14 protein-coding genes are annotated in these 21,290 nt (G+C 56.2%); 12 read left to right on the top strand and 2 right to left on the bottom strand.

Features of this window, described 5'->3' with window-relative positions:
* Positions 1-1,399 precede the first annotated feature (1,399 nt).
* Entirely contained in the window at positions 1,400-1,747 is a 348-nt protein-coding gene (locus Pla100_RS05700; protein WP_146576742.1) for a hypothetical protein, read from the bottom strand.
* Positions 1,748-2,259: 512 nt separating this feature from the next.
* Here Pla100_RS05700 and Pla100_RS31505 point away from each other — a divergent pair.
* Positions 2,260-2,715: a hypothetical protein gene (locus tag Pla100_RS31505; protein WP_231602761.1), complete on the top strand. Its 456-nt coding sequence runs from the start codon at positions 2,260-2,262 to the stop codon at positions 2,713-2,715.
* Between the two features lie 107 nt (positions 2,716-2,822).
* On the opposite strand, the gene Pla100_RS05690 is transcribed toward Pla100_RS31505, so the two are convergent.
* Positions 2,823-3,971 carry an AraC family transcriptional regulator gene (locus Pla100_RS05690; protein ID WP_231602760.1) on the bottom strand — a complete coding sequence of 383 codons (1,149 nt, stop codon included), beginning with the start codon at positions 3,969-3,971 and terminating at the stop codon, positions 2,823-2,825.
* Between the two features lie 121 nt (positions 3,972-4,092).
* On the opposite strand from Pla100_RS05690, the gene Pla100_RS05685 reads away from it, so the two are divergent.
* The 11 genes from Pla100_RS05685 (at position 4,093) to ppk1 (ending at position 21,179) form a co-directional block, all read left to right on the top strand.
* On the top strand, positions 4,093-5,400 hold the full coding sequence (locus Pla100_RS05685; protein WP_146576741.1) for a Gfo/Idh/MocA family protein: 1,308 nt from the start codon (positions 4,093-4,095) through the stop codon (positions 5,398-5,400).
* Complete coding sequence (locus Pla100_RS05680; protein ID WP_146576740.1) at positions 5,400-6,347, top strand: sugar phosphate isomerase/epimerase family protein; 948 nt, start codon at positions 5,400-5,402, stop codon at positions 6,345-6,347. Before Pla100_RS05685 ends, Pla100_RS05680 begins: the two co-directional genes overlap by 1 nt.
* A 444-nt stretch (positions 6,348-6,791) precedes the next feature.
* Complete coding sequence (locus Pla100_RS05675; RefSeq protein ID WP_146576739.1) at positions 6,792-7,391, top strand: DJ-1/PfpI family protein; 600 nt, start codon at positions 6,792-6,794, stop codon at positions 7,389-7,391.
* The gene (locus tag Pla100_RS05670; RefSeq protein WP_146576738.1) at positions 7,388-10,417 is read left to right on the top strand and encodes a PSD1 and planctomycete cytochrome C domain-containing protein; all 3,030 of its coding nucleotides are present in this window, start codon (positions 7,388-7,390) and stop codon (positions 10,415-10,417) included. Before Pla100_RS05675 ends, Pla100_RS05670 begins: the two co-directional genes overlap by 4 nt.
* Positions 10,414-11,832, top strand: a complete 1,419-nt coding sequence (locus Pla100_RS05665; RefSeq protein WP_146576737.1) for a DUF1501 domain-containing protein — start codon at positions 10,414-10,416, stop codon at positions 11,830-11,832. Before Pla100_RS05670 ends, Pla100_RS05665 begins: the two co-directional genes overlap by 4 nt.
* 185 nt (positions 11,833-12,017) lie before the next feature.
* Positions 12,018-12,233, top strand: coding sequence for a hypothetical protein (locus Pla100_RS05660; protein WP_146576736.1), 216 nt, complete (start codon positions 12,018-12,020; stop codon positions 12,231-12,233).
* The gene (locus Pla100_RS05655; protein ID WP_146576735.1) at positions 12,230-12,535 is read left to right on the top strand and encodes a type II toxin-antitoxin system VapC family toxin; all 306 of its coding nucleotides are present in this window, start codon (positions 12,230-12,232) and stop codon (positions 12,533-12,535) included. Before Pla100_RS05660 ends, Pla100_RS05655 begins: the two co-directional genes overlap by 4 nt.
* Positions 12,532-15,627, top strand: a complete 3,096-nt coding sequence (locus Pla100_RS05650; RefSeq protein ID WP_146576734.1) for a PSD1 and planctomycete cytochrome C domain-containing protein — start codon at positions 12,532-12,534, stop codon at positions 15,625-15,627. Before Pla100_RS05655 ends, Pla100_RS05650 begins: the two co-directional genes overlap by 4 nt.
* Before the next feature lies 1 nt (position 15,628).
* A complete protein-coding gene (locus Pla100_RS05645) occupies positions 15,629-17,089 on the top strand; it encodes a DUF1501 domain-containing protein (protein ID WP_146576733.1) in 1,461 nt (486 codons plus the stop codon).
* Between the two features lie 621 nt (positions 17,090-17,710).
* Positions 17,711-18,748: a c-type cytochrome domain-containing protein gene (locus tag Pla100_RS05640; protein WP_146576732.1), complete on the top strand. Its 1,038-nt coding sequence runs from the start codon at positions 17,711-17,713 to the stop codon at positions 18,746-18,748.
* 166 nt (positions 18,749-18,914) lie between these two features.
* A complete protein-coding gene (gene ppk1, locus Pla100_RS05635) occupies positions 18,915-21,179 on the top strand; it encodes a polyphosphate kinase 1 (RefSeq protein ID WP_146576731.1) in 2,265 nt (754 codons plus the stop codon).
* Positions 21,180-21,290 lie beyond the last annotated feature (111 nt).

Genomic DNA, 21,290 nt, shown 5'->3' with positions numbered 1-21,290 from the left:
ATCAACTTCGACCCGACGGCTTTTGCCGACAGCCGCCACCATTGGTCCGGCGTCGGACAATGCCCCGCCGGGCAGGCGTCGGTTTGTGCCCCGCAGGGCAGTCCTGAACTGTGCCCCGCAGGGCCGGCGTTGAACATGCCCCGCAGGGCGACACTGGACGATGCCCCGCAGGGCAGCCTGGCAGTCCGCGCTACTCAGCGTTGACACATTCCTCGTGCTCGTAACGGTGGCGATATGCGGGCGGCGGCGTTTGAAGTGATTGCTACCAGACCGGTGACCATCGCCGCTCCGTCATCATTGCATGGTTACGAGTCAATCATCTTAGCATCGTGCCCACAGGCTTGCCATCAACTTCGACCCGACGGCTTGAGCCGACAGCCGCCACCATTGGTCAGGCGTCGGACCATGCCCCGCAGGGCAGGCGTCGGCTTGTGCCCCGCAGGGCAGTCCTGAACCGTGCCCCGCAGGGCCGGCGTTGAACATGCCCCGCAGGGCGACACTGGACGATGCCCCGCAGGGCAGCCTGGCAGTCCGCGTTACTCAGCGTTGACACATTCCTCGTGCTCGTAACGTCGGTGATCAGCGGGGACGGGCGAACGACTTGCAGGCAGACGAGAAAACGGACCACCCGTCCTCCGTTGCAGTACGCCCAACATGGGCGTGATCTTGTGGGGTGAAAGTCCCCTGTACTTATTTCCGGTTTCTTTCACGACGAGGCAGTATACCAAATGTAACTCAGAAGAAAGACAGTACGAGGCGAAGGCAACTGCGGAAGGGTGACCAACCGTGGGGAGGAAGCCTGCGAATGTGCTCGTGAAGCTGGAAAACGCCGAGAACAGCTCTGGTTCAACAATGACCGAATCAGGCGAGTTTTAACGCAAACCGTCCCAGCCACATTCACGCCAAGACCCGCCAGGTGACGAACAGAAACCCGATACGAGGCCGACGACTCGAGGTGAGTGGGCTGCTGACCACGAAACCAAACCGGAAGAACGGGCGCAGGTAGATCGGGCACTTGGGCGGGGACAGATCACGTGTCTCGGTGCGATCGCATCAATCCGCGACGTCCCTTATTTGGGGAGATCTCGATGCGTACCCGTGAGTAGGGCTTGCCCGAAAGGCGGGACGAGTGCGGCAACGCACCTCGTGCAAAGAGAAGTCAGCAGAGGGCATAGTATTCGACCCACGCGGTCGTCGAAGGCCCGAAGGGAACGAGCAAGTACGTGTCCGTTGTCATTCGCGAAAGAATCATCGCCGTACGGCGTTTTCTAAGCGGCATGACAACGGTCCCAATGGCTTGGGTCGTCATGGCAACATGGCGATTTAAAACTCGTGCTCAACCGCCGTATGCGGACCCGCATGTACGGTGGTGTGGGAGGGGTCCCGGGCAACCGGGCCCCTATCCCGATACCCATGGTTCGCCGTCGTCCCTGTTGGCAGTATGAAACGCAGCTGCAACATCGTGTTTCGATAGAATAACCGATAGCCATACGCCAAGAGGAATGCCGATCCAAATAGCAGGTGAAACGAATGGGATACAGGCGAGCCCCGCTGCAACCCGGCCATCACGTAGGCCTTGGAGACGCCGAACCCGCCGCATGGATCGAATCATAAAGATCATCGCAAAGAAATGCACCACGGCAAAACAAACACCAAAGAGTGAAGCGTCAACAGGTCTGCCGAGAGCCAACGCACCCAATGCCACAACACCAGCAATCGCGTAGCCGATCGATTGGATCGAAAGCATTAAGATGAGCCCAGTTGTCGAAGGTCGCATTCTCCGGATTGCTTTTGCTTCCGGAGTTTCATACGCGTCGGTTGCTTGTGGAGGGGTGTAGGGATTCGATTCGATCACAGGCTCCTGAATCGGCGAACGAGGTAATTATCCCCGGTTGTTCCGGAGATAAGGGCGTGAGAAGGGTGTTATCACTGGGTGTGCCTTCGGCTTCCTGGGTGACAGGTGGGGTGTTATCGCCGGTTGCATGAGGACTTATCTCCGGGTGGCCGGACTTATCGCCGGTTGGTCGGGAGGCCAGTATGTGGCCTCCCCGATGGTGGGTCAAGGAATTTTTTCGAAAAACATTTTGGTGTTGGGTTGACCTTCTTTAAGGTGGTGCGAAGAATCGACCCCGTAGTGCGGTGATCCGTTGGAAACACGGCAAAAACTTCGTTTCCTAGAGCCTTTCACATGGAAGTCTCTGGAAGTGTGCTTGATAGTGTGTTCGACGCGGTGAGGCGGGTCGCTGGAGAGGGACGTGGTTGTCGTTGATGATCACGGATGACGGGATGGAGTCGATTGTGTACGGACGGTTCATCCACACGAAGCTAGAAGCGTTGGCGAGGGCGGAAAAGATCAAGCAGATGTGCCAAGGCGAGATGGATGAGATTGAGGACGTCGTCGGGCATATTGATCCGAAAGAACCGGACGTGATTCAGAACCTACGTCGGGCCATTCGGGGCCGACACGACAAGCTGGAGACCGAGCGGGCGTATGTCTACAACGTGCGGGCGTTCATGCGAGAGCGAGGACTGAAGTGTCAAGCGGATTTCGACAAGATCACTGCCGCTGATATCGAGGCTCACCTGACGGATAGCTTGCGAACCTTATTCACCCACGAGACGAGCTCGTGGGGGTCAAAAAAGATGTGGGGTACAAAAAGGCTTCCAGCCTGTGGAAACAAAAACACAGGCTGGAAGCCTATGCCACTTTTATAATGCGGCAGTTAGTGTTCACGCGATGTTAATCAACTGAAGCACTTCACCGGACATGCTTGTAAGGCATCGTTACGGTCACTCACAGATTCGTGAGACGGTCGTACTTTTTATCGAATCATCGAACGTTTTCGATAGTTTCCCGGCGTCGTTCCTATCTCCTTTCGAAACACTTCGAGCATGTACTGCGGTGTGTTGAATCCGGTTCGTTCGGAGATCGCTTGAAGACTTAGGTCGGTTTGTCGCAGAAGTTCACAGACTCGTTCGATGCGAACCCGCGTGATCTCGTCGTTCGGCGTTCGCCCTAATGCGTTTCGGAAACGACGTTCCAGCGAACTTCTTGAGATCGGCAACTCGGTCAGTAGTTCGGTAACGTTCATTCCTGAGCAAGCTCGTTCACGAATCAGTCGAATTGCTTGCGATAGAATCGGATCGTCGATCGCGACTGTATCGGAGGACTGACGAATCTCGATGCCGATCGGCTCGATCAACCGGGGCTCGGTTGGTGCCGACTTCCCACGCATCATGGCGTCTAAGATTCTGGCCGCCTCATAGCCGATCTGTTCGCCCGCCAGGCGGACACTCGATAAGGGTGGCGTGCTCATCGTCGAAATGCTTTCGTCGTTTTCAACGCCGACCACGGCGACCTGATCGGGAACCTGGATCCCTGATCGCCAACACGCGTCGAGTAACCAGCACCCCAATTGATCTGTACACGCGAGCACGCCGGCGGGTTTGGGTAGTTGCTCGAGCCATTCGATCAACTCTTGTTGTTGGCGTTCCCACTGTCGCGATCGTTCCGAGACACCAGCTTGACGATGTTCGGCACACGCAAAACCTCGCTCAACAATCGTCTTGATGAACGCATCTCGGCGTTCGATGAAGAACGTTTCCGCTTCAATCGAATAGACTCCAAAGTTTCGGAAGCCACGCTCGATCAGATGTTCGGCCACCATCACCGAAACGGCTTGGTTGTCGACGCCCACAAACGGGAAGTCACTGCCTCGACGCGGCGAACGCAATTCGACTGCGGGAACGCCCGAACGATGAACCGCTTTGGCGATCGCGTCGCTTCCCGTGCGGGTCAAAATTCCGTCCCCGTCCCAACTCGCCAACCATGGTGGCGGCTTGGATTCCAAGTCGCGGACTTCGACGAACAACGACCACGGTCCGTGCGCGACGCTGTACTGTTTGACCCCACGCATCAACGCTCGCCCGTAGCTCCGCGACGTTTCGATCAAAAGGGCGACTCGCTTCATGACGTAAAAGTGTAACACGAATACGGAAATACGGAATAGACTTTGCGCGGCGTGAATCCTTTAATGGGGCCTTAATATGAAGTATGCCCCCATAGCTTCCTCATGGAGTGGATCCAGCGCGATGATATCGACCCCCAATCGTCGGAATTTCTTGGCCGTGACGGCAGCCACCGCTGCTTCGGCTGGCTTTCACTCGGGCACATTTGCTGCCACGGCCGATGCCGAAAAAGCCCGTTCAAAAGTCGAACGGCGTGGCATCGGATCGATCGGAATGCGGTATCAAGGCACCGTCATCGCTGAGAAGGCATCCGCCTACGGAGATATCGTCGCGATCGCTGACGTCGACCGGCACGTCCGCGAGCAATCGCGTGCCGGCTTCGGCAGCACGCCGAAAATCTACGAAGACTATCAAGACCTGCTCGCCAATCCGAAGGTCGATGTCGTCACGATCGGCAGCCCCGACCATTGGCACGTCAAGATGGCCGTCGACGCCTGTCGAGCGGGCAAAGACGTATACGTTGAGAAACCGATCTCGCTCACGATCGACGAAGGCAAACTGATTCGCAAAGTCGCCGCGGAAACCGGTCGCATCGTTCAAGTCGGCTCATGGCAACGCAGCGACCAACGATTCAGGCTGGCCGTTGAGATGGTGCGTGGCGGACGGATCGGTGACTTGCAGCGGGTAGACATTGTGCTGGGCAAGAATCCAGCCGGCGGACCGTTCGAGGTCCGCCGACCGCCCAGCAATTTGAACTGGGAATTGTGGCAGGGGCCAGCAAACGCCAATCCTTACATGGAAGAGCGTTGCCACTACACGTTTCGTTACTGGTACGAATACGCCGGCGGCCTGGTCACCGATTGGGGTGCCCATCACTTGGACATCGCGCAGTGGGCGATCAATGCCGACCCGATCAAGATTCATTCGAGCGGAACGATGCCCTCGACGCCCAACGGATACAACGTCCCGATCGACTATCAGTTGACGTACCAATATCCCGGCGGAATTGAAATGACCGTCGCCGACGAAGGACGCAACGGCATCCTGTTCACAGGCTCGAAGGGACGGATCTTCGTCAATCGCGGCACACTTGAGGGGAAACCGGTCGAAGACTTGAAATCCGATCCGTTGACGCGTGAAAACTTCGCCCTGTACGAGCACGACAATCTGAATCGTCCCGAACAGGTCGGGAAGTTGAATGCGATCATCAATCATATGGGGAACTTCTTCGACAGCGTCGAAAGCCGCAAGCCTCCGGTATCGGACGTTGAAAGCCAACATCGCAGCGCGACGACCTGTCATCTTGGTAACCTTTCACTGCGCCTGGGCCGCGACCTAACCTGGGACCCCGAAACCGAATCGTTCCCGGATGACGACGAAGCCAATGCCATGTTGTCCCGTCCAAATCGCAAAGGATACGAGGTGATTTGATGAGCATAAATTTGAACCGGAGAGACTTCTCCATCGGCGTCGCGACCGCGATGGCGGCAACCGGATTGATCGACCAGGCACATGCCGACGCGAAGTCCGAGGCTCCTTTTCGGCTGAACTACATGCTTGCATCGAGCATGTACGGCTATATCTACTTGGGGGACATCCTTCCGGAGGTCAAAAAATCCGGTGCGACCGCGATCGATCTTTGGCCTCGCAAACACGGCAGCCAGCGGGAGCAACTCGACGCCATCGGAATCGAAAAATACGCCGAGATGCTGGCCGAGCACGGCGTGACGACGGGATGTTTGACGCGGTACGACCTTGGAAGGGCCAACCGAATCCCTGAACTCAACGAGGAGTTAAAACTCGCCGGAAAGTTGGGATGCGACTGCGTCGTTACCTCGGGGTTCGGTCCCTATCAAATTAAAGGATCCGAACTGAAGTCGGCGGTCAAAGCGTTTGTCGAGACGCTCCGACCGACGATCGAGATCGCCGATGAAAACGGCGTGCGTCTTTCGATCGAAAATCACGCCAAGAACCTGATCGATTCACCGGATTCATTGAAGTGGTTGGCTGAGTTCACGCCTTCGTCGGGCTTGGCGATCGCGTTGGCTCCATATCACTTGGAACAAGACACCAAGATGATCAGTGACCTGATCGAAACGCTCGGCCCGGCGATCAGTTTGTTCTACGCTTGGGAACACGGGATGGGATGCATGACCAGGCTTCCCAAAGAACAAGAATTGATGCAGATGCCCGGTCGCGGCGAATTGGACTTCCGCCCTATCCTTGCCGCGTTCCATAAGATCGGATTTGACGGCTGGACCGAAATTTTCATGCACCCGGTACCCCGGGGGATTCCGATTCTCGAAAGCGAAACGCTGGTGACTGAGGAAATCAACCGAGCCCGCGCGTACCTCGATCAAATCGCGACTTCCTTGTAAGCATCGCGTGAACATTAACTGACGCATTATAAAAGTGGCATAGGCTTAGAGCCTTTTTATACCCCACAAGTCCTCATGTATTGCTCCCCTGCCAGCTCGTCTGGCAGGAAGCCGAGGTTGGCAAGCTAGACACGAGCCGCAATTCCCCCAACCTTCCGATTTTCACTTGTGCTCGCCGCTTCAAGCGGCGAGCACAAGTGAAAATCGGAAGGTTGGGAGGGCGTCGTTGTCTAGCTTGCGAACCTTGTTCACCCACGAGACGAGCTCGTGGGGGTCAAAAAGAATTGGAGTATAAAAAGGCGAGATGCCTATGCCACTCATTGCTCACCCCACTTAACCGGGGCTAACGCCCAAACGGCTGATTCAGTCAAACGGTACAGTATCACGAGACGTGCTTCGAAGTTCGTTTTCAGCTCACTCCTCTTCACCAACCAGAGTCATTTCATGAAACCAAAAGTCCTCATCATCATCGGTGATGCGTCGGAAACTCTCGACACCATGTATCCTTTTTACCGCTTGATCGAAGCGGGTTTTCAACCGGTCGTCGCCGCGCCGGAAGTGCATCGTTACCAAATGGTTTTGCATGAGGTCAAACCGGGGTGGACGATCACCAAAGAATGGGAAGGCTACACGCTGCAATCCGACATCGCGTTTCGCGACATCAATCCCGACGAATACTTGGGCATCTTCTTCAGTGGCGGGCGAGCCCCCGAATACATCCGCGAAGACGAAGAATTACTGCGGGTGACGCGGAGCTTCTTTTCCGCTCGCAAACCGATCATGAGCGTTTGTCACGGAGTCGAAATCCCCGCCCGTGCCGGTTGCGTCGAAGGCCGCCGCATGGCGACGGTGGCCAAATGCAAGTTTGACCTGGAGGTCTGCGGCGGCATCTTTGTCAATGAACCTTGCGTGATCGATGACAATTTGGTTTCCGGTAGGACGTTTCATGACAACGGTTACTTCGTCGGACCTTGGATCAAGTTGCTCGAGAAAGCGGCAAGCGAGCAGGCCGCTTCGGAACACGGCGAGGCCATCGTGACATGATGCCCAAGACGCTCATTGCGATCGTCATTGGTTTCGCGATTTCGGGTCAAGGTGCCACGGCCGAAACGATTTCTTTCAGCCGGGACGTTCTGCCGATTCTCTCGGATCGGTGTTTCCAGTGTCACGGTCCCGACGAAGCATCCCGTGAAGCGGGCGTGCGGCTTGATCTGGAGACAACGTTTCGCGAAGTGGACTTTGATTCGATCCTCGATCGAATCGAACACGATGACCCCGATCAGGTCATGCCGCCTCCCGAAACGGGCAAACGACTCAGCGACACCGATAAAACGATCCTCAAACGTTGGCTTGCCCAAGACGCGCCTTGGGAAGGGCACTGGTCGTATCAACCGATTGTTGCACCGGAGAAACGATTCGAATCGTTGAGCCAAGCGATCGACGGATTCGTCTCTGAGAAACTGCATGAAAAGCGCTTGAACCCCAATCCCGCCGGGCCACCCTTGGCATGGCTCCGCCGCGTCACATTTGATTTGACCGGTTTGCCGCCGACGCTCAAGGAAGTCGAATCGTTTCAAAACGATCCCGACTACGAAGCGGTCGTGGATCGATTGCTCGCCAGCGTTCATTTCGGCGAACGGATGGCGTGGGATTGGCTCGAGGCGGCACGTTACGCCGACACGCATGGTTTCCAAAAAGACAACGTGCGGACGATGTGGGCTTGGCGAGATTGGGTCATCGACGCGTTTAACGACAACATGCCTTTTGACCAATTCACGATCAAACAGCTCGCCGGTGATCTGTTGCCCGACGGGACGCTGAACGACCAGATCGCGACGGGATTCAATCGGAACCATCGCATCAACGCGGAGGCCGGGGCGATCGACGAAGAGTACCGCGTCGAGTATGTCATCGATCGTACCGATACCTTCGCGACGGTTTGGATGGGCATGACCGCCGGATGCGCCCGCTGTCACGATCACAAGTTCGATCCACTGACCCAAAAAGAGTACTACCAACTCTTCGCGTTTTTCAACAACATCGACGAACGAGGCAACGACGGCGTCGGTCCCACTGCGGAGCCCGATGTTGCCGTGCCGATCGATGGGTATGCAACCGAATTGGTTACCGCCGTCGAGACGCTCGAACAGGCTCAAGACGCCTTGCAGGCTGCCATATCGGAGAACGAAACGGCATACGCCGAATGGTTGGTACAACAACGCGATCGAATCGCATCCCCGCCGTTCTGGATGGTCGTTCTTCCTGACGACATAATCGGAACCAGTTCGGGATCGCGTTTCGAAACACTCGGGGATGGTTCCGTCTTGTTCAGCGGTGCCAATCCGCTGAACGATGTTCATCGAGTTGAGATTCAAATCCCGTCATCGTTGACGATTGCGTCGCTCCGCTTGGAAGCGTTGCCGGACGCTTCACTCACCGATGGGTCGTTGGCCCGAAGTTTCGACGGTGATTTTTTGTTGTCTGAGTTGACGTTGCACGTTGACGAACAACGTGTCGGATTTGCAACAGCGAATGCAGACGTCGAAACAACAGGCCGATCGGTTTCCCAGGCCATCGACGAGGGTCCGTTGACCGGTTGGTCGGTCGGGCCTGGTCGCCGGATTCCCGCGACTGCCAAGTTCGATTTGACGAAACCGCTAAAAGTCCAAGCCGGCCAGAGGTTAGCAGTTGCACTGCGATATGAGTCGCGTGAAGAACAGTATTTCATCGGTCGATTTCGGCTTTCATTGGGCGTCGATCAGCCAGGGTCGTCGTCCCCGATGGACGATGTTTCGACGGCGATTACCTCGCAACTTTGGGCGGCAATTCAAAGTGACGATGAACCGACGTTACGACGTGCCTTTGCCGATTCGTCACACTTGTTCGCCGACCAACGCGCAGCCCTTGGCCGAGCGACGTCGCGTCTGGAATCGCTGAAGTCTCGATCGCAAACTCGTGTGATGGTGATGCGGGAACGCACCGGTCCCCCGCGTCCATCGCACGTTCTCGCTCGCGGTCTCTATGATCAGCCCGGGGAAATGGTCATACCCGATGTGCCGGAGTTCTTGGGGTTGCCCCTGCCGAATGATCGTCCGCGCAACCGACTCACGCTCGCCGAGTGGTTGGTCGACCCGCGTCATCCGCTGACGTCTCGTGTAGCGGTGAATCGTTTTTGGCAAATCGTTTTCGGTCGGGCCTTAGTCGGGACTCCCGAGGACTTTGGTAAACAGGGCGAACAACCGAGTCATCCGAAACTATTGGACTATCTTGCCGAAGATTTCAAGACAAACGGTTGGAACGTCAAACGATTGATTCGGTCGATGGCGTTATCGGAAACGTACCGCCGCGATGTTCGCGTCAGTCAGGAAGGGATGCAAACCGATCCTGAAAATCGATGGCTGGCTCGGGGAACCCGGCATCGTTTGCCTGCACCGGCGATCCGCGATCAATCGCTCGCGTTGTCCGGATTGCTCGTCAACCGAGTGGGCGGACCCCCGGTTCGACCGTGGCAACCGCCAGGGTTGTGGCAAGCCGTCGCGGGAGTCAACAGCAACACCACGCGATACGAACCCGACGCGGACGAAGGTTTGTTTCGTCGAAGCCTTTACACTTTTTGGAAACGCGGCATGCCGCCCCCGAACATGATGGTCTTGGATTCGGCCAACCGCGAAGTTTGCAACGTTCGAATAACAACCACGAATTCTCCTTTGCAAGCTTTGACGACGCTCAATGACTTAAACTTTGTGATCCCGACGATCGTGTTCGCTGACCGAATGATGCGTCTTGCGGACAAGTCTTCGAGTGACGAAGAACGATTGCAACGAATGTGGCTTGCGGCTCGTGCTGATAACGCCTCCCGTTTTCAACTCGAGGTGCTTTCCAAGGTTTATGGTCAACAGCGGGACTTCTACGCCAGCAACGTCACCGCCGCGAAGGCCCGTGTTTCGCCGGCGCTGCGTTGGCTCGGCGACATCGCCGAACGGAACGACGGATATGTGGTCGGTTTGGCGGCGGCTACTGAAGTCGCCGAGATCATTTTGAACTCCGACGGAGCGTTGTGCATCCCATGAATGCGAACTTCACTAACGAGTTGACCCACACGTGTCGGCGAACATTTCTGCGTCAAACACTCGGCGGATTGGCGTTGGGCGGTATGCTTGATCCCAGCACTACCGATGCGGCATCGCGACCGAACGCCAAAGCTAAACGTATCATTTATTTGTGCCAATCCGGTGCACCGTCGCAGATCGATTTGTTTGACCCCAAACCAGAGTTGTCCAAACGATTCGGTGAGGAATTGCCTGAATCGGTTCGCCGTGGGCAACGTTTGACGACGATGACATCGAGTCAAGAAAGCTTTCCGCTCGCTCCGAGTCTGTTCTCATTCGCCCGTCATGGTGATTGCGGTGCGACCGTTAGTGAATTGTTGCCGCACATCGCATCGATCTCCGACGACGTTTGTTACATCAAGTCAATGCACACCGAGGCGATCAACCACGATCCCGCGATCACGTTCTTGCAAACCGGTTCAGAACAGGCCGGACGCCCCAGTTTCGGGGCATGGATGAGCTATGGGCTCGGTAGCGAGAACAGACAACTTCCCACGTTCGTGGTTTTGCTTTCGCGCGGCAGTGGCCGTCCCAATTGCCAACCGCTGTATGACCGATTGTGGGGCAGCGGATTCTTGCCATCGCGACACCAGGGCGTGAAGTTCATGTCGGCGGGCGACCCGGTATTGTTCCTCAACGATCCACCGGGAACCAATCGCACGTTACGCCGGCGAAATTTGGATGCTTTGGTAAAACTCAATCAAGCCGACTTCGAATCGATCGGCGATCCGGAGATCGAAACTCGCATCACTCAATACGAGATGGCGTTCCAGATGCAAGCGTCAATTCCCGAAGTGGTCGATTTTTCGGACGAGTCCGCCGACACAATCGCCCGTTACGGCCCTCATGTCTTGACGCGAGGGCACTACGCGTACAACTGCCTGCTCGCCCGGCGGTTGATCGAACGCGATGTGCGATTCGTACAACTGTTCCACATGGGTTGGGACCAACACAACGCGCTGCCGAAACAAATTCGTGGTCAATGCGCCGACACCGATCAACCTTCGGCGGCTTTGGTTCAAGACTTGAAAGAACGCGGACTGCTCGACGACACGATCGTCGTGTGGGGAGGTGAATTCGGTCGAACCGCGTACAGCCAAGGCGAATTGACGGCCGACAATTACGGCCGGGATCATCATCCACGTTGTTTCACGATGTGGGTCGCCGGCGGCGGATTCAAGCCCGGTTACTCACACGGACGAACCGATGAGTTTTCTTACAATGTGATCGAAGACGCCGTGCATGTTCACGATCTCAATGCGACGTTGTTGCATCAATTGGGCATCGATCACGAGCGTTTGACCTACCGCTACCAAGGCCGCGACTTCCGCTTGACCGATGTCCACGGACGGGTTGTTGATGATTTGCTAGGATAACAACTAGTACCAGTATCCGTCGTTGACGCTACCGAATGCCAATCGCTTGATCCCGTATAACGAAGTCGTTCGCAGGGCAGCGTTCATATGGACGAAAAGGCAAACAAACGAATATAATCAGGTTGCATAGACAATGACTTTGTTTAATTTGAGACGCTTCGTACTTTCTCAAGCAAGGACAATCGATGATTCAACAGAACCCTATTCCACTTGAGGATCGCGTCACTCAGTTAGAAGAGGAAGTCAGTCGCTTGAAACAACGGCTTCCGAAGAACGACGATCAACTAGGGTGGTTGTCAGACTTTATCGGGACGCTCCCCGACGATGAAATGACCCGTGAAGCTGAGCGATTGGGACGGGAATGGCGAATGGCACAAACCGATCAGCGGATTGAACCATGATGTTTCTTCTGGACACCGATCACCTATCAATACTCCAAAGAGATTCCGGCGGAATCGAACCCTATCGACGATTGGCTGTCTTGGCCAAAAGCTTTCATTCAATCTCCGTTTTGGATTACGATCAGGCGGCCGCAATGGAATTTCAGCGATTAAGGGGGCAGAACGTTCGCATTGGCACGATGGATCTTCGAATTGCATCAATTGCGTTGGCAAATCAAATGTGCGTATTGACTCGCAATCAAGCCGATTTTGAACGTGTCCCAGGTTTGAGTCTAGAAGACTGGACGTGCGTGAGTCTATGAGCTACCCCACCTTAATCGGCCTGCTGACGCTCCTGATGGCTTCGCCTTGCGTTTTTGCATGTGGTGAAGACAAAGTCTCGTTTCGCCAGGACGTTCGGCCGATTCTTTCGGACCATTGCTTTGCTTGTCACGGACCCGATCGTGAACACCGCGAGGCGGGCTTGCGGCTCGATATCGCTGAAGACGCGATCGAAGGCGGCGTGATCGAGCCGGGCGATTTGGAGTCGAGCGAAATGTGGCTCCGTATCACCAGTGATGACCCCGACGCGGTGATGCCGCCGCCCGAATACAACCTACCGCTCGATCCATCCCAACGAGAGACGCTCAAACAGTGGATTCTTGACGGAGCCGAATACCAAGAACACTGGTCATTCGCCCCCGTCGTTAAACCGCCGGTTCCCGTTGGACCGACCGCGCACCCGATCGACGCGTTCTTGGTGCAAAAGATGGCAACTGAAGGTTTGACACTTTCGCCGCCGACCGATCGCCGAACGTTGATTCGACGGGCCACTCTCGATCTGACCGGGTTGCCGCCGACGCCCGAGGAAGTCGATGCGTTTGTCAATGACTCCGATCCGAATGCGTATGAGCGTTTGCTTGAACGATTATTCAATCAAGAAACCTATGGCGAACATTTTGCACGCTATTGGCTCGACTTGGCTCGGTACGCCGACACGCATGGGTTGCACTTGGATAACGAACGGTCGATGTGGCCTTATCGCGATTGGGTAATCGCGGCGTTCAATCAAAACCTCCCGTTTGATGACTTCACACGCTGGCAACTTGCCGGAGACCTGCTCGACAATCCCACTCGCGAACAACGAATCGCGTCTGGGTTCAATCGGTGCAACGTGACGACGAGCGAAGGCGGCAGCATTGCCGAGGAATGGATCTATCGTTACGCACTCGATCGCACCACCACGACCGCCGAAGTTTGGTTGGGACTGACCGCCGGATGCGCGGTCTGTCACGATCACAAGTTTGATCCGATCACGGCCAAAGATTATTACTCGCTCTATGCGTTCTTTCACAGTGCCGCCGATCCGGCCATGGACGGTAACAAGATCGACACGCCGCCGATCATGCGTCTGTATTCCCAAGACGAACAACAACAGATCGAAGACTTGAACCGGTCTTTAGCCACCGTGCGTTCCAAGATTCAACAACGGTTCGACGAGTTTGCCTACCAAGACCCCGCCGAACAAACACCGCCGCCACATCCGGAAATCGTCAAGACGGTTTGGTTCGACGACGGTTTTCCCAGTGGCGCGAAGTTGGCAAGCAGCGGCGGACCGTTAACGCTGATCAGCAAGTCCGATGGGAACGTCTTCTCCGGCGAAGTCGCGTTGCACCGCCGAGCCAAACCATCCACGGTCGAACAGGACTATTACAGTTCGGGCGCGAAGCCGTTCTCGATCCCCGACGGCGGAAAGATTTTTGTGCATTGCTACCTCGACCCCGAGGACGTTCCCGATGCGATCATGGTGCAGTTCCACACCAAAGGCTGGGAACACCGTGCGATGTGGGGCCGCGAAGACGCGATCGAGTGGGGCAAACCGAACACCGCCTCGAAACGTCACCAAGGGGATCTGCCCGAGGCCGGCGAATGGGTGCGTTTGGAAATCGATACCAAGTCACTCGGCCTGAGCCCCAAGACACCGGTCACGGGATTCGCTTTCACCCAGTCCGGCGGCACGGTCACGTGGGATTATCTGGGTGTCGAGACGAAGATCGACAAAGCCAACAACCCCAAGTGGTCATGGACGAAGTGGAAACAGGCCAACGGAGGCAAACGCATCGCCGAACTTCCTTATGATCTGCAAACCTTGGTTCGCGGCAAAAAGCCGGACGAATGGACGGACGAGCAACACACGCAAGTGTTTCAAAATTGGCTCAAGCTTTTTTACGCCGGTCGAGCTGATTTGGTCGGCGATTTGACGGCGGAGGAGACCGCGACCCAAAAGCAAATCGACGAGCTCAATCAAAACGTGCCGCTGACACTCGTGATGGCGGATCTGCCGCAGCCTCGCGTGAGCTTCGTCATGCTGCGTGGCCAGTACGACAACCCTGGCGAGAAGGTCACTCGCGACGTGCCCGGTTTCTTGCCACCGCTGCCGGAACTGAAGGAGGACCGTCCTTACAATCGTTTGGACTTGGCGGATTGGTTGGTCAGTGGCGATCATCCGTTGACTGCCCGCGTGACCGTCAATCGATTTTGGCAACAACTCTTTGGTACCGGCATCGTCGCCACCAGTGGTGACTTCGGCTCCCAAGGCGAACCGCCGAGCCACCCGGAGTTATTGGATTATCTCGCCGCCGAATTCGTCGAGCATGATTGGGATATCCAATGGTTGATCAAAACGATCATGACCAGCGACGCGTATCAACAAAGCAGCGTCGTGACAGAAAAATCACTCGAGGTCGATCCAGGCAACCGATTGCTGTCTCGCTACCCACGCCTGCGACTCGACGGCGAAGTCTTGCGGGACCAAGCCTTGTTCGTAAGCGGATTGTTGGTACAGCAAATCGGGGGCAAGGCGGTCAAGCCGTACCAGCCGCCGAACATTTGGGAGCCCGTCGGGTTCGGCAACAGCAACACGCGTTACTACCAACAGGATCAAGGCGACGCGTTGTATCGACGCAGTCTTTACACATTCTTCAAACGCACCGCCCCGCCGCCTTTTATCTCGACGTTCGACGGTCCCAATCGCGAACAGTCATGCACCGCCCGCGGTCGCAGCAACACGCCGCTGCAAGCCTTGCAATTGATGAACGACATTCAACATATCGAGGCGGCTCGGCATTTCGCGATTCGCATTCTCGCCGAGCATCCCGACTCCCCCGACGATGCGATTCGCTTCGCGTGGTTGAACATCACCGCAAGGATACCCGACGAAGGCGAACTCGCCGTCGCGCGTCAAATGCTCGAATCGTTTCAAGAGCGTTACCAAGCCGATCCGAAGGCGGCCGAAGAGTTGGTCTCGTACGGAGAGAGCGAGCCTACAAGCGATATCAAGGTCGCACGTTTGGCGGCCTACACGATGCTCGCCAACTTACTGATGAACCTCGATGAAGTCGTCAACAAGAACTAACATGAATCCCATCATCGAATATCAAAACCATCTCACCCGACGTCAGTTTTTTGCCGGCGCGGGTCTGGGTATCGGCAGTGTGGCACTTGCCGCGCTATCGCAACAAGAGATTTCCGCCGCCGCGATCGATCGCGTTCATCCGCCGCTACCCGGCTTGCCGCATTTCACGCCCAAGGCGAAACGACTGATCTATCTGCACATGAATGGTGCGCCTTCGCAGCTCGATCTGTTCGACTACAAGCCCGGTTTGGTGGATCAGTTTAAGAAGGAACTTCCCGATTCGGTCCGCAACGGACAACGGATCACGACGATGACCAGCGGCCAATCGAGTTTGCCGGTCGCGCCGAGCATTTTCAAGTTCAAACAGTGTGGCGAAAGCGGCATGTGGATGAGCGACCTCGTTCCGCACATGCATTCGATCGCCGACGAGATCACGATGATCAAGTCCGTCCACACCGAAGCGATCAATCATGACCCGGCATGTACGTTTGTGATGACGGGCAGTGAAGTGCCGGGCAAACCCAGTCTTGGTTCGTGGCTCAGCTACGGGCTCGGCAGCGAAAGCAACGACCTACCCGCGTTCGTCGTCTTCACACCGACGTTCCCCAAAGATAGCCAAGCGCAGGCGCTGTTCACACGGATGTGGAGCAGCGGATTTTTACCAAGCAGTCACGACGGCGTGGCATTGCGCGGTGCCGGTGACCCGGTTTTGTATTTACAGAATCCACCGGGCGTTAACGGATCGGACCGTCGCCGGATGCTCGACGCGCTCGGGCAACTCAATGAGCGAAACTTCGAACGATACGCCGACCCTGAAACGCGAACGCGAATCTCGCAATACGAGATGGCATTCCGAATGCAATCGAGCGTCCCAGAACTCACGGACCTGTCTGGCGAATCGCAAGAAACGCTAGCCATGTACGGCCCCGATGTTCATCGCAAAGGCAGCTACGCGTCGAGCGCGATCCTGGCAAGGCGACTCGTCGAACGGGGCGTTCGTTGTGTTCAAATCTTGCATCGCGGCTGGGATCAACACGCCAACTTGCCCAAGCTCATTCAAGGCCAATGCAATGATGTCGATCAAGCCACTGCGGCATTGATTCGGGATTTGAAACAACGCGGGTTGTTGGAAGACACGCTCGTCGTGTTCGGCGGCGAGTTTGGCCGGACGGTTTACTCGCAGGGCACGCTCACCGACAATAATTATGGCCGGGATCATCATCCTCGAAATTTTTGCATGTGGATGGCCGGCGGCGGAGTGAAGGCCGGAATGACCTACGGGGAAACGGACGACTTCAGCTACAACATCACCGAGAACCCCGTTCACTTGAACGATCTCAACGCCACGATCTTGCATCAAATGGGCATCGACGATCGTCGGCTTAGTTTCAAGTTCCAAGGCCTCCAACAACGCCTCACCGGTGTGGAAGAAACCCATGTCGTTAAAGACATCTTGGGATAACACTGGGCCGCTGAAAATTTGGGGTTGCGGCGACTTTAGGTTGCGCAAGTTTGGTACCACGCCTTTCGGCGAAGCGAGCGTAGGTCAGTGCGGTTTTCGGGCCAACGGTCCATCCGTTTGCCCAGCCCAGTCCGAAGGGCTGGGTGACCTTCTTGTGTTTTAGATCGCAGGGCGAGAACCGATTGTTCACCCACGCTGCGTTCTCAACAATGATCATTACCAACTCCGTTCAAAAGCCTGAGGCCGCCTGGACACGTTGGCGTCGAGACGTTCACTTGGACGACGATCCACCCCGTCGGCTCTGGGATGATCGCGGTCGCCTCAGGTGCATCAACCTCCGGTTAGTTTCATGACACATTCGGACAGGCATGTCGTTGAGTTTTCAGACATCACGTTTCACAGCGCAGCCGCGAAACCTGGGTAAAGACAAGCCATGGGGGTTAATCTTGCCGGCGCACTCCGCCAAAAACACAGGTTGGTTGAATCCGGGCTTTCACGGTACAATGAACGGGCCGCAGTCGAGCGGATGGACCGGGCGATCTTCAAGATTCAGCCTCCAAGATTCCACTTGTCTCAGCGGTCCCGCCCCGCTCCTGCCTTTCCCCGCCTTGAGTTCTCATCATGCTTCCCGATCACTTTCGAACCCTTTTGGCGATTCCGGTCGCCCTGTTTTGCCTCGCTGATCAATTCGCCTGCGCCGCCCCCGAAACGGCTGCCGAGGCCCCGGTCGCTCGGATGCCGCTGGACGAAGAAGGGCGAGTGGTGAGTTTTCAACGGGACATCGTGCCGATTTTTCGTAAGCATTGCCTGGAATGTCACGGCCCCGACGACGCCAAAAATGATTTTAGAATCGACGATCCGGATCTGGTTTTTGATTATGTCGAGGCCGAAGACGCCGAGTCGAGTACTCTGTTTGTCGATTATTTAACCACCGACGACGACGACATGTTGATGCCGCCCCGCAGTCATGGCGGTCCGCTGACGCCGGCCGAATTGGCGTTGGTGCAATTGTGGATCAACGAGGGTGCCGACTGGCCCGAGGACGCGATGCTCGACGGATCGGGGGCTCCGCTGCCCGTCGATGACGTCGCCAGCGCGAGCCAACTCGGTTTGGTCGGACGCGTTTGGGCTTTCCAAGGGTTTCTGCACCCTGCCACGGTTCACTTCCCGATCGCATTGTTGTTGATCGGTGCCTTGTTCGTCGTTTTGGGATGGAAATGGCCGGCTATCGGAACCCAAGTTCCCATGGCGTGTTTGTTGATCGGTGCTGCCACGTCGATCGTAGCCACCTTGATGGGCTGGTCCTTCAGCGTGGAAAAAGGTTACGGCTCTTGGAATCGGTTCGACTTCGATGCGGAGATTTTTTGGCATCGTTGGTCCGCCGTGATCGTCACTGTCCTTTCGACGATTTTCGCGATCATCGCATTGATCTCGGTCAAGAATGAAAGTTCACGCTTAACGTCGGTTTGGAAGATCGGTTTGTTGGTCGTCGCCGGCATGGTCGGCGCGGTCGGCCACCAAGGCGGCGAGATGACCTACGGCAAAGACTTCTATCCCAAAGCCTTCCGGATTCTATTAGGAACCCCTGAGACCGAAGAACCAGCTAACCCGGAAGGCCCAGCCCCCGAGCCGCTCGACGTCGCTGTGAGAGGCACTTAGTGATTCGTCAACAGCCAAAGTTAAGAAGAGACCGCAGCGATAGTCGCCAAGTCTCTCGACGATAAGCAGACCAAGTCGAAATTTTTGGCGAGTTTCGCTACCCCAAGTTCCTCTCTTCACTCTTCACCCTTAACTCTTCACCCTTAACTCTTCCTAAGGCCTTTACTTGCCCGCCAGTCGAACCGCCAAACCGAAAGTCGCTCGCCCCGCCTCGGAGACTCCGTCGCAACCGGTCGATCCTCTACCACGATATCTCAACCGCGAATTGGAGTGGTTGGAGTTCAATTCGCGTGTCTTGGATCAGGCCAGTGACTCGTCGGTGCGGTTGCTCGAACGCGCCAAGTTTCTTGCGATCACCGGCTCGAACTTGGACGAGTTCGTGATGGTCCGCGTGGGGAGTTTAAAACTACAAGGTCAAAGCGGAGCCGGGCGGAGAGATCCGGCTGGCTTGACGGCTTCGGAGCAACTGCAAGCGGTCGCCCGCCGGTGTCATCGACACGTCACTCGACAATACGAGATCTTGCGAAACGAGATCCAGCCGTCGCTTGCCGAACGGCAAGTTACACGTGTCGATTTGAATCAATGCAGTGATCGCACGTTGGCGGCCGCCGAACGTCATTTCCGTGGGGACGTCGTTGCCGTCCTATCGCCCCAAGCCTTGCATGATCGCAGATTCCCGATGCTGCCAGGTCTGGGGATTCATCTGTGCGTGCAACTGCGTGGCGTTGCCGAGTTGGCTCCGCAGAATACGACGAAAGTGGTGACCGGTGATTCGCCGAACACGGATGCCGATCAAGAATTCGAACCACAATTCGCCGTCATTCCGCTCGGTCGCACCTTGCCGCGGATTGTGCCTCTGCCGGCCGACAAATCAGGGCCCACCGGCGCGATGCCCGGCGGTGACAACAGTTATCACTACGTGTTGCTAGAGGACCTCGTGACGCACTTCGTCGATGACTTTTTTCCCGGCCGGGAAGTCATCCAATGCAAACCGTTCCGGATCACCCGCAATGCCGACGTGGAATTGCGAGAAGACGGCGCGGGCGATTTGTTAGGTGGTATGGAAGAGGTGCTCGAGAGCCGACGACTCTCCGACGTCGTCCGTTTGGAAATGGACGCGTCTTCGAGCGACGCGATCCGCAACTACCTGATCGAAAGCTTCTACGTCGATCCCGAATTCGTGTTTCAAATCGATGGACCGCTGGATTTGACGTATCTATTCGGGCTCCATTCACTTGAGGGCTTCTCGTCGCTGCGCGATGAGCCGTGGCCACCCCAGCGATCACCCGCGATCGCGGCCGACGAGACGATGTTCACGTCGATTGCCGAGGGGGACATCATGTTGATGCATCCTTACGAAACGTTCGATCCGGTCGTGCGTTTGGTCGAAGAGGCCGCGATCGATCCCGACGTCTTGGCGGTCAAACAGATTCTGTATCGGACCAGCCGAAACAGTCCGATCGTGGCGGCGCTGATCCGGGCTGCCGAACGAGGCAAATACGTCACCGCCATCGTTGAACTGAAGGCTCGCTTCGACGAAGCCCGCAACATCGAGTGGGCCCGCGAAATGGAACAGGCCGGCGTGCAGGTGATCTACGGCATCCGCGGTTTGAAAACGCACGCAAAAGTCTGCATCATCGTCCGCCGAGAACCTCAAGGTTTGGTTCGTTACGTACATTTCGGCACGGGTAACTACAACGAAGTCACCGCGAATTTATACGGCGACATTTCCTTATTAACCAAAGACGAATCGCTCGGCACCGATGCGACGATGTTCTTCAATGCGGTCACCGGCGCGAGCCAGCCGCAACCGTTTCAACAACTCGCAATCGCGCCCCTGACGCTTCGCCGGACGCTCTTGGAAATGATCCGTGGCGAAACCGAACGATCCAAGCAAGGTCAAAGAGGCGAGATCATCGCGAAACTCAACGCACTCGTCGACACCGAAGTCATTGATGCGTTGTACGAAGCCAGCCAAGCCGGCGTGAAGATCCAATTGAACGTTCGCGGGGTTTGCTGTTTGCGTCCAGGCATCCCAGGTCTGAGCGAAACGATCGAAGTGATCTCGATCGTTGACCGTTTTCTTGAACACGCACGGTTGATGTATTTCCGCCATGGCGGTGACCACAAGATCTTCATCAGCAGTGCCGACTGGATGCCTCGGAACTTGGACCGTCGTGTTGAGTTGCTCGTTCCTGTCAACGGGCCGGAGATCCGGAAGAAACTGCGGGAGACCTTGCAGTTATACTTCCGCGACAATCAAAACGCATGGCGAATGCAACCGGACGGCTCGTACGAACGAATCCGCGTCTCGAAGAAACAAAAACCGGTTCGGGCGCAAGAGACGCTCTACCGCGAAGCCGTCCAGGCGATGAAAGATCTTAAGCAAAGTTCGCAAATGACGTTCGAAACCCATCGCCCAACGAAGTAGCGGTTGTTGGTTGTTGTTGGTTGGTGGTTGGCGGTTGGCTGTTGGCTGCCGGGTCTACGCCGAAGCGGCTTCGACCCAGCCTACTCTTCACTCTTCACTCTTCACTCTTCA

The organism is Neorhodopirellula pilleata (genome assembly GCF_007859915.1).
Lineage (GTDB): Bacteria > Planctomycetota > Planctomycetia > Pirellulales > Pirellulaceae > Rhodopirellula > Rhodopirellula pilleata.
The sequence above is the reverse complement of the archived record's forward strand: the minus strand, read 5'-3'. Positions and strand labels throughout refer to the sequence as shown.